At 69.4% G+C, this 14,866-nt stretch carries 11 protein-coding genes; 4 read left to right on the forward strand and 7 right to left on the reverse strand.

The window, feature by feature from the left end; all coding sequences use genetic code 11:
* Positions 1–99: 99 nt before the first annotated feature.
* Both BAU06_RS21305 and BAU06_RS21310 read left to right on the forward strand, forming a co-directional pair.
* On the forward strand, positions 100–3,339 hold the full coding sequence (locus BAU06_RS21305) for an autotransporter outer membrane beta-barrel domain-containing protein (protein ID WP_082993773.1): 3,240 nt from the start codon (positions 100–102) through the stop codon (positions 3,337–3,339).
* Between the two features lie 63 nt (positions 3,340–3,402).
* Positions 3,403–4,380, forward strand: coding sequence for a Bug family tripartite tricarboxylate transporter substrate binding protein (locus tag BAU06_RS21310; protein WP_066355104.1), 978 nt, complete (start codon positions 3,403–3,405; stop codon positions 4,378–4,380).
* Positions 4,381–4,395: 15 nt separating this feature from the next.
* On the opposite strand, the gene BAU06_RS21315 is transcribed toward BAU06_RS21310, so the two are convergent.
* The 5 genes from BAU06_RS21315 to BAU06_RS21335 form a co-directional block, all read right to left on the reverse strand.
* The gene (locus BAU06_RS21315) at positions 4,396–5,388 is read right to left on the reverse strand and encodes a Bug family tripartite tricarboxylate transporter substrate binding protein (RefSeq protein WP_066355106.1); all 993 of its coding nucleotides are present in this window, start codon (positions 5,386–5,388) and stop codon (positions 4,396–4,398) included.
* 107 nt (positions 5,389–5,495) lie between these two features.
* Positions 5,496–6,380: an amidohydrolase family protein gene (locus BAU06_RS21320; RefSeq protein WP_066355109.1), complete on the reverse strand. Its 885-nt coding sequence runs from the start codon at positions 6,378–6,380 to the stop codon at positions 5,496–5,498.
* Between the two features lie 149 nt (positions 6,381–6,529).
* A complete protein-coding gene (locus BAU06_RS21325; RefSeq protein ID WP_066355112.1) occupies positions 6,530–7,459 on the reverse strand; it encodes a LysR family transcriptional regulator in 930 nt (309 codons plus the stop codon).
* 147 nt (positions 7,460–7,606) lie between these two features.
* Complete coding sequence (locus BAU06_RS21330) at positions 7,607–8,599, reverse strand: tripartite tricarboxylate transporter substrate binding protein (RefSeq protein WP_066355123.1); 993 nt, start codon at positions 8,597–8,599, stop codon at positions 7,607–7,609.
* Positions 8,600–8,643: 44 nt separating this feature from the next.
* Entirely contained in the window at positions 8,644–9,474 is an 831-nt protein-coding gene (locus BAU06_RS21335; RefSeq protein ID WP_066355134.1) for an amidohydrolase family protein, read from the reverse strand.
* Positions 9,475–9,627: 153 nt separating this feature from the next.
* On the opposite strand from BAU06_RS21335, the gene BAU06_RS21340 reads away from it, so the two are divergent.
* Together BAU06_RS21340 and BAU06_RS21345 are read left to right on the forward strand one after the other, a co-directional pair.
* The gene (locus tag BAU06_RS21340) at positions 9,628–10,527 is read left to right on the forward strand and encodes a LysR family transcriptional regulator (protein ID WP_066355143.1); all 900 of its coding nucleotides are present in this window, start codon (positions 9,628–9,630) and stop codon (positions 10,525–10,527) included.
* Positions 10,528–10,597: 70 nt separating this feature from the next.
* Positions 10,598–11,494, forward strand: coding sequence for a LysR family transcriptional regulator (locus BAU06_RS21345; RefSeq protein WP_066355146.1), 897 nt, complete (start codon positions 10,598–10,600; stop codon positions 11,492–11,494).
* A 30-nt stretch (positions 11,495–11,524) separates the two neighbouring features.
* On the opposite strand, the gene BAU06_RS21350 is transcribed toward BAU06_RS21345, so the two are convergent.
* Complete coding sequence (locus BAU06_RS21350) at positions 11,525–13,102, reverse strand: M81 family metallopeptidase (protein WP_231933925.1); 1,578 nt, start codon at positions 13,100–13,102, stop codon at positions 11,525–11,527.
* Between the two features lie 14 nt (positions 13,103–13,116).
* Entirely contained in the window at positions 13,117–14,706 is a 1,590-nt protein-coding gene (locus tag BAU06_RS21355; RefSeq protein ID WP_066355152.1) for an ABC transporter substrate-binding protein, read from the reverse strand.
* Positions 14,707–14,866 lie beyond the last annotated feature (160 nt).

Genomic DNA, 14,866 nt, shown 5'->3' on the forward strand with positions numbered 1-14,866 from the left:
GCGTACATATCGCCTGTCGTTCCCGCCGCCGGCCGCGGTCGTCCGCCACCAGGACGACCGCGGCCGGATGTCTTCACAGGCCCGGCGCCCAGCCCGGCCATGTCCCACGTAGCGCAGATACCGAAGGAGCTCGCCATCATGGCCCGCCTGGATTCTCATGGACATCGCCACGCAGGGGCCGGCAAGGCCCGCACATGCTGCACGAACGCCGCCCGCCGCCCGCCGCGCACGGCGCCCCGCGGCCGCCGGCAGCCCGGTGAACCCCCGCCTTGGAAAGGCGGCATCGCGCGCGGCGCCGCGGCGCTGGGACTGCTGCTGCAACCGTACTGCGACGTGCGCGCCCAGGGCTACGCCGCCGACTACGGCTGGTCCGACCGCACGATAGAAGCCACCAACGGCGACCCCGATCGCAAGACCCGGGTACGCGGGCCGGTGCGCACCCAGGGCGATGGCCGGCACGGCGTGCAGGCGCTGCGCTACGGCCAGGCGGATCTTCCGGGCACGGCCATCGATACGGCCGGCGACGGCGCCCATGGCCTGTATTTCAGCGGGGCACCGCGCCTGTCCGTCACCGGCGCCAGCATTACCACCCGCGGCGAGGGAGCCCACGGTATCGCGAATTTCGACGACCCCAGCGACGACCTGCCCGGCTGGATCAGGGCGGACCAAGGCGACCTGCATGTGGCCAGTGGCACGATCTCGCTGCACGGCACGGGATCCCATGGCCTGCACGCCGCCGGCACGGCCGGCCGCATCCATATGGGGCGCCCGGCGCCATCGCGGGACGCCGCCGCAGCAGCGGGGTCCGGCAGCGAGGCCATGGTATGGATCTTCGGCCACGGCTCGCGCAATACCGCGCTCTATACGGCGGGCAACGTCAAGGCCGGCTTCGACGGCCTGCGGGCCATCCTGTACGGCCATTCCAGCACCGGCATCCTGGCGCGCGGCAACGCCAGGCTGACGGGTACGGACATGTGGCTGTACGGCAATGGCGCGGACAGCCTTGGCCTGCTCGCCATCGGCAGGTCGCCTTGCCGGGTGGACGCGAATGCCGGCAAATGCGGCGATAGCGACACCGTGTTGCGGATCTCGCGCGGCTTCGTGCAAATGCAGGGTCCGCGTTCTCCCGCCGTGGAGGTGCGGCGGGCCGTCGTCCATCTGCGCGATGTCTCGCTGACGACCGGACCCGATACCGCCTATACCGTCGGCAACGCGGCAGGCCGGTTCACGCTGCGGGGCAAGGAGACGCGCGCCCTGATCGGCAGCCACGGGGCGGCGCTGCGTGCCTGGGCGTATGCGCCGCAGGCGGCGGGCCGCTACGAAGGCGCCCTGTTCCAGTTGGCCAAGGCCGATGTCCGCAGCGCGGCCCATACGCTGCTCGACGTGGTCCACCACGAGGCCGCCGACCCCGCGCGCCCCGGCCGCCCCTACTACGTCATGCTCAAGCTGGACGACACGCGGGCCGAAGGCGCGGTGCGCGGCATCCCGCAAGCCCGGGCCCATATCGCCCTGGCCAACGGCTCGATATGGCAGGGCCACACGGGAATCGGGGGCAAGGTGCACCTGGGCAGCCGCAGCACCTGGGCCATGGATGGGGACTCCACCGTGGACAGCATGACGATGTACGACCGCGGCACGCTGCGCTTCGCACAGGCGCGCGGCGCGGCCGCCGGCGGCGTGCCCCTACCGCCCCCGCGTTTCCACACATTGACGGTCCGTGAAAGGCTGCGCGGCCAGGGCCGCCTGGAAATGCGCTCGCACCTGGCCCGCGGCCTGGCCGACCGGCTCGACGTGGGCCGCGCCGCCAATGGCTCCTATGCGGTGCTGATCACCGACCTGTCCCAGGCGGGAGAAGGCCCTGGTCCGCGCGCCGTCCCCCTCGTCAGGGCACGCCGCGGCAACGCCACTTTCGTGCTTGAAAATGCCGGCCAGGCCGTGGACGTCCAAGGGCAGCGCTATACCCTGAACCGGACGCAAACGGACCAGGGTATCGTCTGGGCGCTGGAAAGGCCGGCCCAGGCCGGTGACCCGCGAGGCCATGGCGGAGGCGGTGGCGGCGATGGTGGAGGCGGTGGCGGTGGCGGTGGCGGTGGCGGAGGCGGTGGCGGTGGCGGTGGCGGTGGCGGTGGCGGTGGCGGAGGTAGTGGCTATGGCGGTGGCAGCCGAGGCGCCGATGCAGGCGGCGCCAGCGATGACCGGCCAGGCGCCCTCGGCGACGCCGGCGGCAACGCCGATGGCGGCGCCGACCGGGGCGGCAATGACGACGGCGCGGGGGATACGCCGCCAGGCATCGCCGCGTTCGACGCCGATGCCGATGCCGATACCGGCGCGCAGGACGCCACCCCCTATCCCCCGGACCGCGGCGCCATGCAAGCGATGCCGCTGCCGCGCGCGGTCCAGGCAGCCCTGGTCAACAACAGCGGTCTCGCGTCCGCCGGCGCGATCTGGAATGCGGCGCTGCGCCCGGTCGACGATCGGGGCCACGCGCTGCGCGCGAGCGGTGCGCGGACAGGCACGGCACCGGACCTGCCGGACCCGTGGGGCGCCGGCGTCTGGGTACGCGGTATCGATACCCGCCAGCACCTGCGCCAGGCCGCCGGCAGCCGCTACACGGAGTCCTTGTCCGGCTACACCCTGGGCGCCGATCGCGCCGTGGCCGTCGCGGCGGGCCGCTGGTACCTGGGCGCCACCATCAGCCAGGTCGACGCGCACCGCCGCTTCGACGACGGCAAGGGCAGATCGTCCGCGGTGCTCTTCGGCGCCTATGCGCTGCTACGGCTGGATAACGGCGCATATGCCGGCGTCGCGGCATCCGGCGGCCGCTTCCGCAATACGGTACAGGCGCACGGCCAGGGCCTGGACGAGACCGCGACGGGCCGCTTCCACCAGCCCGGGGCCGGCATCGCGCTGACGGCGGGCCAGCGCCTGGCGCTGGCGCGCGGATGGTTCCTGGAGCCCGCCGTGGGCCTGGGTTATTTCCGGGTAGGCGGCGCGCGCTATACGCTGGACGACGGCACGGCGGTACACGACCGCGGCGGGCACGCACTGCATACGCGGGCCGGCATCCGCGCGGGGCGCGACTGGCAATCCGGCAAGGGCAATACCGCGACGCCCTACCTCAAATTGACCTGGACACGGGAATACGGCAACCGCGGCACCATCGATGCCGATGGCACGGCCCTGCGCACGGACCTGTCCGGCAACCGCGTCGACGTGGGCGCGGGGGTGGAAGCACGAATGGGCCGCCGGCATTTTCTCTATGCCGAGGCCGAAGCCGGCCGGGGCGGGCGGGTCTCGCGCTCGCGCGCCATGCTGGCCGGATACCAGTACCGTTGGTGACCACGGGGCGGTATATGCTATGGCGGTGCAACACCTATAACCACACCCCCATGAGGAGACATCATGCACGCTGCCACCCGACTCGCCGTGTCGGCCCTTTGCGCCCTGGGCATCGCCACGGCCGCGCATGCCGATGACGCATGGCCCGCCGGCAAACCGATCACCTATGTCGTCCCCTTCGCGCCGGGCGGCGCCACCGATATCATCGGCCGCCTGGTCGCCAGCAAGCTGGGACCCGCGCTGGGCACCACCGTCGTCGTGGAAAACCGTCCGGGGGCGGGCGGCAACATCGGCTCGGATTTCGTCGCCAAGGCCAAACCCGACGGCTACACCCTGGTGGGCGGCACCATCAGCTCGCATTCCATCAATGGCAGCCTGTACAAGAACATGCCCTACGACATGGTCAAGGACTTCGTGCCCGTGGCGCTGACCGGCAAGCTGGGCAACGTCCTGCTCGTCAAGGAGGACAGCCCGCTGCGCAGCGTGGCCGATGTCCTGGCCGCGGCCAAGGCCAAGCCGGGCGCGCTCAGCTACGGGTCCTCGGGCAACGGCACCTCGCAGAACCTGTCCGGCGAGTTGTTCAAGGCCACCGCCAAGGTCGATATCATGCACGTGCCGTTCAAGGGCAGCGCGCCCGTGCTGCAGGCGCTGCTGGGCGGCCAGCTGTCCATGGCCTTCGATAACATCCCGCCCGCCCTGCCCCTGATCCAATCGGGCAAGCTGCGCGCCCTGGCCGTGACCTCGGCCAAGCGCGATCCGCACCTGCCCGATGTCCCGACCATGCAGGAACTCGGCCTGAAGGACTACGAGGTCGTATCCTGGCAGGCCGTGTTCGCGCCCGCCGGCACGCCCAGGCCCATCGTCGACAGGCTCAGCACCGAGATCCTGAAAATCCTGAAGGAACCCGACGTCCGCAAGAAGTTCGACGACATGGCCATCGACGGCAGCGGCATGGACTCCCAGCAACTGGCGGCCTTCCAGAAGGCGGAAGTCGCCAAGTGGAAGAAGCTGATCGACACAGCCGGCATCCGTTCGGAATAAGGCCGCGGCGGGCCGTCAGTCCGCCGTGATATTGGCCGACTTGATGACCGTGGCCCACTTCGCGGCCTCGGCATCCAGGTACTTGGCGAAATCCTCCGGCGTGCCGGGCCGGGTGGTGACGCCCATGCCGGCCAGGACCTTCCGGGCATCCGGGCTGGTCAGCGCCTTGTTGATTTCCGCATTAAGGCGGTTGACGATCCCGGGCGGCGTGCCCTTGGGCGCCATGAAGCCCCACCACACGCTGGCCTCGAAATCGGGGAAACCGGCCTCGGCGGCCGAGGGCACGTCGGGCAGCAGCGCCAGCCTATCCTTGCTGGCCACCACCAAGCCGCGCAAGCGGCCGGACTGCAGTTGCGACAGGCCCTGCACCGGATCGAGCAGCATGAAATTCACGCGTCCGGCGGTCAGGTCGACGATGGCCGGCGCGCCGCCCTTGTAGGGCACGTGCAGCATATTGGTCTTGGTGACGTACTTCAGCAGCTCCGAACCCAGGTGGGCCGAGCTGCCGGGACCGGCGGAGGCATAGCTGATCTTGCCCGGGTCGGCCTTGGCCGTGTCGACGATGTCCTTCAGCGACTTGGCCGGGGAATCGGCCGGCACCATCATGATCAGGGGCGACGAACCCACGTAGGCGATGGGCGTCAGCGACTTCAGCTCGGAGAACGGCCGCTTGGGATACAGCGCCACATTGGTGGCCAGGCCGTTGGCGCCCAGCAGGATGGTGTAGCCGTCGGGCGCGGCCTTGGCGGCCGCTTCATTGCCCACGCTGCCATTGGCGCCGGAGCGGTTCTCCACCACGATGGACTGGTTCATCTGCTGGCCGATATGCTGCGCCACCAGGCGGCCCAGGATGTCGACCGCGCCGCCCGGCGGGAAAGGCACGATCATCCTGATCGGCTTGTCGGGATAGCTGGCCTGGGCGTGGGCGGCTCCCAGCGGAGCGATGCTGGCGACGGCAAGCGTGGCCGCCAGCAGCCAGGCCGGCGTGCGGAATCGTGCGGATATCATGTCTGGTCTCTCATTATTGAAAAAAGCGCCTTCGCATCGCCCGCGATGCGCGTTGGCGCCCGGGGACGGCTTGGGTAAAAAAAAGGGAGCCCACGGCTCCCGTGACGTCAGGCGTCGTCGTCAAAAGCGGATTCGGGCCAGCGCAGGATCCGCGCCGCGGCCTTGCCCATCACCCATGCGCGGCTGTCGTCGTCCAGGAAATCCAGCGCGACGCGGAAATGGTCGACGCATTCCTGGTAGCTGCACGGCAGGCGCGTGTAATCGGAACCCCACATCGTGCGCTGGGGGCCGAAGGCCTCGAAGATGCGCCGCAGATAGGGGTTCAGATTGGCGAAGGGATAAGGCTCGTTGGAATAACAGGGCGCGGCCGAGGCCTTGACCGAAATATTGGGAAAGCGGGCCAGCGCCAGCAGCTCGTCCAGGTCGGCGAAGGCGGCGTCATCGCGCAGGTTGCTGCGGCGGGCCATGTGGTCCAGGATCAGCCGCAGGCCCGGGTGGCGTTGTGCCAGGTAGGGGATTTTGTCGACGTGGCCGGGCACGAAGACCATCAGCGGGATGTCCAGGCGCTCGCAGGCGGCCCAGAACCAGTCCATGCCGCCCGGCTCCAGCCAGCCGCTCCACTTGGGTTTGTGGAAGGTCAGGCGGATACCCAGCATATTGGGCTGCGCCAGCCAGCGATCCAGGCGCTCGCGGGCGTCTGGCGCTTCCGGGTTGAAACGACCCATGATGGCCAGCCGCTTCGGATACCGCGCGGCGGCTTCCAGCGCGGTCTCGTTGCCGTCCCCCACGGGCGAAGGCGGGACGATGATGGCGCGTTGCACCCCCGCGGCATCCATGGTCGCCAGGAATTCTTCCGCGCCCAGGGGTTCTTCCCGATGCGGACGCGCGCCTTCGACGGCCACGAAGACCTTGCGCTCGACTTCCTCCGCCGGCCAGGGCCGGTCCGGACGATGCGCCTCCCACAAGTGCACCTGGGTATCGGTGATCAACAAACCGCTCTCCTGCCACGCCGGTCAAATGTATAGAAAAGTGACTATAGACCCGGGGCAGCAAGAGCGGAACGGCATTTCCGATCTAGCTGATATTCCTGGAATGAATAGCTGCCGCCCGGTCAGGCAGGTGCCCGCTATGCTGGCCGCGCTCAGCGTTTGCCCGCCGCCCGGCGCGCCGCCTGCGCCAACGCCCTGGGAGTGAAATCGGCGATGAGCTGCGCGGTCTGGCGGCCCAGCGCCGTCTCCGGCCGCTCGGCCGACGTCGCCAGCGCCAGCGTGCTGGTCATGCGCGGCGACACGATGCGCCGGGCGCTGAGCTTGGCCGCGTCGCCGGTGATCAGCAAGGCGTTCTGCGTGACGATGGCATGGCCGTAGCCCTGCGTGACCAGGTCGACGATGGCGCCCACGGCGTCGATCTCCAGCGTGACGGAGATCTTGCGGCCCAGGCTGGCCAGCCGGGTCTCCACCAGCATGCGCAGCGGATGGGGCCGGCTGGGAATGATCAGCGGAACGTCGGCCAGGTCCTTGACGGGAATGGATGCGCCCATCGGCGCGCGGCCCTTGGCGCGCCGCTCGATCAGGAACAGCGGGTCTTCGCTGAGCGGCAGGAATTCCAGCCCCGGCGTGGGAATCGGATCGTGCAGGATGGCGACGTCGATGCGCCCGGACAGCAGCCATTCATGCAGATGTACGGTCAGGCCCTCGGTCAGGCACAGCGTGGCGCGCGGAAACGCGCGACGGAACTCGGCGACGAAAGGCGCCGTCAGCAGGCGCCCGATGGAGTGCGGCACGCCGACGACCACGCGCCCCACCGGCGACCCGCGCGCGTCCTCTACTTCCTGCCGGGCGCGGTCGAACTGCTGCAAGATGCCGCGCCCGTGGGCCAGCAGCCGCTTGCCGGCCTCGGTGGGACTGACGCCGCGCCCGTTGCGGTAAAGCAGGGTCTGGCGCAGTTCGATTTCCAGGCGGCGCACCTGGCGGCTGAGCGCGGGCTGCGCCACGTCCAGGATGGCCGCGGCCTTGGTGAAGCTGCCCAGTTCGGCGACGTGGACGAAGTATTCGAGTTGGCGCAGGTCCATGGAGTCTCCCGCCGGCCGGCATCGGCCGATACCGGGCCCTGCCGGCCCTCGCGGGGATGCCGGCGTAGCGGGACAATACAACATCCCCGGAAGTCGACGTGCTTCACATCGAGTTCTCGACAACCCTTCCGCGATCCAGTCCGCCGGTCAATCCAATTGCAGATGCGCTTCCTCGACAACCTTCTTCCACTTGTCGATTTCCGCGCGGCGGAAGGTATCGAGCTCCGCGGGCGTGGAGCCGACCAGTTCGGCGCCCATGTCGACCAGTTGCTTGGAAACCTGCGGATCCTTCAGCACCTGGGCCAGCGCCTGGGATAGCTGCTCCACGATGGCGGGCGGCGTGCCGGCGGGCGCGAACACGGCGTTCCATTCATACGAGGCATAGCCCGGCACGCCGGATTCCGCGATGGTGGGCAGGTCCGGCGCGGAGGCCGAGCGCTGCGTCCCGCCGGAGGCCACCGCGCGCAGCTTGCCGCTCTTCACGTGCGCCCACGACGACCCCATGCTGGCGAACATGACCGGCACCTGGCCGGACATGACGTCGACCATGGCGGGACCGCCGCCCTTGTAGGCCACATGCTGCATATGCGTATGGGCCAGGAAGTTGAACAGCTCGCCCGCCAGGTGCTGGGCCGAGCCGGGCCCGGACGAGGCGTAGTACACGTGCGGACCGTCCGCGGGCGTGGCCAGCCTGATCAGGTCCGCGACCGTCCTGACCTGGTACGAGGGCGTGACGACCAGGATATTCGGCACGCGCAGCAGCAGGGACACGGGCGCGAAATCGCGCAGCGTATCGAACATCATCTTGCTGTGCAGCGCCGGATTCTGCCCGTGATTGGAGGCGTCCAGCATCAGGGTATAGCCGTCCGGCGCGGCCTTGGCGACGTAGGCGCCGCCTATCATGCCGCCGGCGCCACCCTTGTTCTCGATGACGACGGGCTGGCCCAGCACCGCCGACAGGCGCGGGCCGATCAGGCGCGCCACCAGGTCGACGGTGCCGCCGGGCGGATAGGTCACCACCAGGGTGACCGGACGCTCGGGATAGGCCGCGGCGGCGCCGGCCGCCAGGCCGGTCATGGCGCAGGCGGCCAGCCAGCGGCACGCGCGGCGCGCGAAAGTGGCTAGGGATGCGGATTTCATGGTTGTCTCCGTGATATCGGGTGTTGAACGACCGGCTTGCCCGGTCAGCGAGCCACCTGGAACAGGCGCGCCGGCGTATCGGCCAGTATCGCGCGCCGGATCCCGGGATCTTCTATCCAGCGGTCCAGCGACTGCCGCGTGGATGCATACGAAATATGGCGATGCTCGGTATGGGGCCAGTCGCTGCCCCAGACCAGCCGCCCCGCGGTATAGGCATCCAGCAAAAGGCGCGCGGCATCGCGGCCCGCGGCCGCCTCCTGCCCGGCCGGCCAGTTGCGATAGGCGCCCGACAGCTTGACCCAGACGCGCCCGCTGCCGGCCTGCCGCAGCAGGTATTGGAAGCCGGGATCGGCGATGCCCCCGGCCGGGTCCGGCCGCCCGAAGTGGTCCACCACCACCGTGCAGCCGGCGGCCAGCAGGGGTGGCATCACCTCCGGCAGGCGCGCGGCAGGCAGGTGCACCTCCACATGCCAGCCCAGCGCGGCGACACGCTCCAGCAGCCCCTGCCATGGCGATGCATCCAGCGCGGGCGGCGCTTGTCCGACCAGGTTCAGCCGCATGCCGACCACGCCGGCGGCCGCCATCGCCCCCAAGGCATCGTCCGAGACAGCGGGCTCGACCACGACGACGCCGCGCAGCCGGCCGGCGGCCTGCCGTAACGCGCTCAGCAGGTAGGCGTTGTCCGTGCCGAGGAAGCTGGGCTGGACCAGCACGCCATGGCTCAGGCCGTGGGCGTCCAGCTGCGCCAGGTAGTCGGACAGGCGCGCGTCATAGTCCGGGGTGTAGCGCCGCCCGTCGGCCAGCCCCAGGCCCTGCACGAAGACATGGGCGTGGGTGTCGATGGCGATTTCGGCGGGTGCGGCGACAACAGGCAAGACAGGCTCCAGGCATTTCGATGCCGCCCTTCCCCGCGCCCAGGCGCGGCCGGAAAGGGCCTCGTAATGCGCCGCATTCTAGAAATGCCAGGTATAGTTTTCTATGTGTCCATCCTCTTTTTTATATATCGTTTCGATATAGAAGTCCGCCGCATGGAAACCCGCCACCTTCGCTATTTCCTGGCCGTCGTGGACCACGGCAGCGTCAGCCGCGCGGCGGACTGGCTGGGGCTGGCCCAACCGGCGCTCAGCCAGGCCCTGGCCCGCATGGAAAAGGAACTGGGCGTGCGCCTGTTCGACCGCTCGCGCCGGGGCGCGGAACCGACCGCGGCCGCGCGCGCCATCCTGGAGGATGTCCGCGCCAGCGTCGCGCGCATCGACGCCGCCGCCGCCCGCGCCCGCGACATCGGCCGCGGCAGCGCCGGCCAGCTGACGGTGGGGCTGGTGTCGTCGGCGCTCTTCGACACCTTGCCGCGCGCGCTGCGCCAGATGCGCGAACGCGCGCCCGGCGTGCGCGTGATCCTGCGCGAAATGAGCAATGCCGAACAGGCGCAGGCCCTGCAGAACGGGGAGATCGACATCGGCCTGATGCATACGCCGGTGGCGGTGGGCGGCCGCATGCGCGAGCGCCAGCTGCTGCGCGATCGCCTGGTGGCCGCCGTGCCCGACGAATTCCCCGTCGCCGCGGACGGCACGGTCAGGCTGGCGCAGATCGCCGCCGCCGGCCTGGTGCTGTTTCCGCGCACGCAGCTGCCCGTCCTGTACGAATCCATCCTGGACGCCATGCGCAAGGCCGGCCACGAACCTTGGGTGGCGCAGGAAGCCAACCGCACCCTGACGGTGCTGGCCTGCGTGGCCGGCGGCTGCGGCGTGGGCCTGCTGCCCAGCTGGATACGGTCGCTGGATTTCCGCGGCGTGCGCTTCTGCGAAGTGGCCGATGGCCAGGAGCTGCCCAGTTTCGACCTGAGCGCCATCTGGCCCGCGCGCTCCGTGCCGACGCTGGCCGACCTGTTCGCCAGCCTGGACCTGGGCCCGCATCCGGCATCGGGATGAGCCGGATGGCGAGCGGCGGGCTTTTTTGCCATAGTGGCAGCCGCCGCCGCGTCGGACTGCCGCATCGCCCATGCTGAACACCGCACTCAAGTATTTCCTGGAAGTCGTCAACAACGGATCCCTGACGGTCGCCGCGCAGGCGCTGCACGTGGCGCCGTCGGCGGTCAGCCGCATGATCCGCAAGCTGGAAGCCGAGTACGACACGGTGCTGTTCGACCGCCATGCGCGCGGCATGGTGCTGACGGAATCCGGACAGCTGCTGGCCAGCTACGCACGGCGCGCCCACATGGATGCCGAACGGGCCCGTTCGGACGTGCGCGACCTGAGCCAGGTCGGCCAGCGCCTGGTGAAGATTTCCGCGAACCAGGCCTTCGGCCGCGAACTGCTGCCGCGCCTGATCGGCGAGTTCCGCAAGACCGAGCCCAGCGTGCATTTTGAGCTGAACATCCTGCAGTCGGAGGAAATCAACCGGCGGGTGCGCGAGGGCAAGGACGACATCGGCGTGAGCTATAGCCTGTCGGCGCCGGAAGGCGTGCAGATCCAGCACGTCGGCATCCTGCCGGTATGCGCGGTGATGGCGCCGGATCATCCGCTGGCGCGGCGCGGCACTGTATCCATGCAGGAAGTCGCGGACTATCCGGTGGCCCTGATGGGCCATGGCAGCACCATACGCTTCATCGTCGACCTGTGCTGCATGCACGAAGGCATCGACCTGAATGTGGTGATGACCAGCAACAACATGGGCGCCTTGCAGAACCTGAGCCGCAACTACGGCGCCATCATCTTCGGCAGCCGGCTGACGGTGCTGGCGGGCATCCAGCGCAAGGAACTGGTCGCCGTCCCGCTGACCAACACCGACCTGCACCAGCGGCATTTCCATATCCAGACCATGCTGGGCCGCGAGCTGCCGTCCAGCGTCGCGCGCATCGTGCAGGCCATCGTGCGCGACGTCACGCTGGCGGCCTAGGGCCGGCGCGCGCCGGCGCCAGGCGCGCCGCTATCCTTCCGGCGCCAGATCCGCCGCCCAGTCGGGCTCGCGCCAGACGGCGTCGGCATCCAGCGGCCACACCGGCCGCGGCAAGCGGCGGAAGCCCACGCGTTTCAGATTGGGCGTGGTCAGGCCCGGGCTGTCCACGTCATGGATGCGTTCCGGCGTGAAGAACTCGTCGAAGCCCGCGCGGTAATGGCCGCGGCTTTTGACGATCAGGTTCTTCACGCTGGCGATGTCGATGCCGTGCATTTCCACGATGCGGGGTTCGGCCAATTGGCGGCGCAGGCTGCCCACGATGACGCGCAGGCCGGAGTCCTCCAGTTCCAGCAGCACGCTGGGCCCCAGGGAAAACTTGCGGCCGCGCATGACCCCGCGCCGTCCCTCGCCTTCGCCATCGGTCAGCCGGACGATACGGGCGCGCGCCTGGAAGCGCCGGGAAAACTCGGATTCCTGGCGGTTGAAGACGGCGTCGAAGCTGGCGCCCTCGCCCAGCGCATGCGCCTGCGCGGCCAAGGCGGGATCCACGAACACCCCGAGCACCGTATCCGGGATGCGCGCCTGGTGGAACGCCGCCAGCAGCCAGGACGTATTGCCGCGCCCACCGCCGCCGGGATTGTCCGCCACGTCGGCGAACAGCAGCGGCATCGCGGATGCGGCGGCCAGCGCCACGGCGCGGTCCACCTCTATCATGTCCGGCACGTAGCGATGGCGGTCCTGCCAGGCGGCACGCGCCAGGGCCAGCGCGGTGCGCCGCGCCGCCGCCAGGTCGCCGCGCGCGGTCACGTTCACCGTCAGGCCGCACTTGGGCAGATCGGAAAAGACGAAACCGCCCAGCACCGACACATTGGCGATGGGACCCTGCCCGGCGGGCGCCATGCATGCCTGCGCCCGCGCGATCAGGTCGGCGTAGGGTCCTTCGCGGGTGCCCAGGGTGACGGACGGCGGCGTCAGCGGCAACCGGATATGGGCGGTGGCGGTCTTCATCCCGCCCAGCATCTCGTGCAGCAGGTCGGCGGCTTCGGCCGCGCGCTCGCGCTGGTCGACGTGGGGATTGGTGCGATAGCCGATCAGCGCGTCCAGTGACTCCATGGTCGCGGCGGAGACATTCGCATGCAGGTCATGCGTGGCGACGATGGGCACGCCGGGCCCGACCAATTGCCGCAGCATGGTGGCCAGGGCCGCCTCCGTATCGTCCTCGCCTTCGGCCGACGAGGCCCCATGGTTGGCGACGTACACGGCGTCCACGGGCAGCACGGCCTGCAGCCGCGCGCGCGTCTCGCGCAGAAACGTGGCCCACACCGCGGCGCTGGCCGGACCGCCCGGCGGCGCGCCGATGACGATCAGCGGCAGCGGTTGCCAGGGTCCCAGGGCGTCCATGCGCTGGTAGAAGCCGGGCAGCTCGCTGGGCAGGTGGCTGACCTGCCGCGCCAGCGCGCTGATGCGCTCGCCCTCTTCCCAGCATTGGGCGCGGAAATCGTCTTCCACGGAGACCGGCGCGAAGGCGTTGGACTCCAGGTGGAAACCCAGCACGGCGACGCGCGGCGCGGTTGTGCTCGTGCTGGTGCCTTGCATGGATGCGCTCATGATCGTCTCCCGCCTCAGGCCTTGTGGACGGTATAGAACAGCGGCAGCTGCGGCTGGAAATCCTTCCACTCCGATCCCACCGCGCTGACCTGGTAGGTCGCGCCCAGGGGGATATAGGGCACGTCCTCGATGACCTGCAGCTGGATCTGTTCGCAGATCTTCTTCTGCGTCGCCAGGTCGGGCGCGTTGAACCAATCCTGCCGCAGCTGCTCCAGCCTGGGGCTGTCGGGCCAGCCCCACCAGGCCGCCTTGCCGTTGCCCCGCAGCGCCAGATGGCCGGCGGGATCCAGGTTATTGGGCCCCGTCAGGCCGGTGAAGGCGACGTTCCAGCCGCCCTTGGACGGCGGATCCTGGTTGTTGCGCCGCTGCACCGCCGTGCCCCAATCCATGGTCTGCACATCCACGTTCAGGCCGATGCGCTTGAACAGGTCCGCGGTCACCAGGGCCGCGGCGTGGTACGCCGGAAAATCCGCCGGGTCCAGCAGCACTATTGTCTCGCCCTTGTAGCCGGCCGCCTTGAGGTCGGCGCGCACCTTGTCCAGGTCGCGCTTGCCCGTGAGCTTGTCCAGGCCGGCCTCGGTGGCCATGGGCGTGCCCTCGACGAACACGCCCATGCGGTCGGTCCAGTACTCCTTGAACTCGGTGCCGTTCATGGCCGTCATGTAGTCGGTCTGGTTGATCGAGGCCAGTACCGCGCGGCGCATCAGCACGTTGTCGAAGGGCGGCTGCAGGTGGTTGAAGCGCAGGATCGCCACCGTGGGCAGGCTGCGCTTGACCAGGGTGATGGAGGGATCGGCCTTGAGCATGCCGATAAAGTCGTTGTCCACGGCCTCGACGCCGTCGACCTCGTGCGCCTGCAGGGCGGCGATGGCGGTGGCGCGGTCCGGCACGACGTTCCAGCGTACCTCGTCCATGTGGGCGATCTTGGGACCGGCGCTGAACTGCGGCGGAAAGCTGTCCTTGCGCGGCACATAGCCGGCGAACTTTTCGTAGACCACGCGCGAGCCGGACACCCACTGTTCGCGCACGAAACGGAACGGGCCGCTGCCTATCATTTCCGTCACGGGCTTGTCGTCGGGCCCCTTGGCCAGGCGCTCGGGCATGATGGCGGCCATGCTGCCCGTCTGCCGGCCCAGCGCGTGCAGCAACAGGGGGAAAGGCTTCTTCAGCTTGAACTGCAGCTGCTTGTCGTTCAGCGCCGTCAGTTCCGCGGTGGCGCTCATCAAGGACTTGCCCATCAAGTCGCGCAGGGCCCAGCGATGCAGGCTGGCGATGGCATCCTGGGCGCGCACGGGGGAGCCGTCATGGAACACCAGTTGCTCGCGCAACGTGATCACCCAGCGCAATCCGTCGGCGTCCATCTCGTGGCCGGCGGCCATCTGCGGATGCGGCTGGTAGTCGTTGTCCATGCCGTACAGCGTATCGAAGACCATCTGCGCGTGGTTCTGCGTGATGGTCGCCGTGGTAAAGGTCGGATCCAGCAAGGTCAGGTCGGTCTGCGGAATCCAGCGGAACTCGACGCGCGGCGCCGCGCGCAGATAGCCCGGCAAGGCCAGGGTCGCCGCGCTGGCGCCGGTGGTGATCAGGAATTGCCTGCGGTCCATGTTTGGCTCCCCTTGAAGGATGGACACTACATTCAGGATCCCCGCGCGGAAGGCCACGCGGAAACAGCGCCGGACAGGGCCCGTTCACGGCCTTGCCCGGCAATCGAACCAAGGCGCGGGGGGCCCCGTCCTGGCGGCCCGCCCGCGCGGTATTCCCCGC

The organism is Bordetella bronchialis, assembly GCF_001676705.1.
In the GTDB taxonomy this organism is placed as follows: domain Bacteria; phylum Pseudomonadota; class Gammaproteobacteria; order Burkholderiales; family Burkholderiaceae_B; genus Bordetella_C; species Bordetella_C bronchialis.

Excerpts from the sequence above, each read along its gene's own strand:
- BAU06_RS21305 (WP_082993773.1), top strand. The coding sequence starts at position 100 with ATGTCCCACGTAGCGCAGATACCGAAGGAGCTCGCCATCATGGCCCGC.
- BAU06_RS21310 (WP_066355104.1), top strand. The coding sequence starts at position 3,403 with ATGCACGCTGCCACCCGACTCGCCGTGTCGGCCCTTTGCGCCCTGGGC.
- BAU06_RS21315 (WP_066355106.1), bottom strand. The coding sequence starts at position 5,388 with ATGATATCCGCACGATTCCGCACGCCGGCCTGGCTGCTGGCGGCCACG.
- BAU06_RS21325 (WP_066355112.1), bottom strand. The coding sequence starts at position 7,459 with ATGGACCTGCGCCAACTCGAATACTTCGTCCACGTCGCCGAACTGGGC.
- BAU06_RS21330 (WP_066355123.1), bottom strand. The coding sequence starts at position 8,599 with ATGAAATCCGCATCCCTAGCCACTTTCGCGCGCCGCGCGTGCCGCTGG.
- BAU06_RS21340 (WP_066355143.1), top strand. The coding sequence starts at position 9,628 with ATGGAAACCCGCCACCTTCGCTATTTCCTGGCCGTCGTGGACCACGGC.
- BAU06_RS21345 (WP_066355146.1), top strand. The coding sequence starts at position 10,598 with ATGCTGAACACCGCACTCAAGTATTTCCTGGAAGTCGTCAACAACGGA.
- BAU06_RS21350 (WP_231933925.1), bottom strand. The coding sequence starts at position 13,102 with ATGAGCGCATCCATGCAAGGCACCAGCACGAGCACAACCGCGCCGCGC.
- BAU06_RS21355 (WP_066355152.1), bottom strand. The coding sequence starts at position 14,706 with ATGGACCGCAGGCAATTCCTGATCACCACCGGCGCCAGCGCGGCGACC.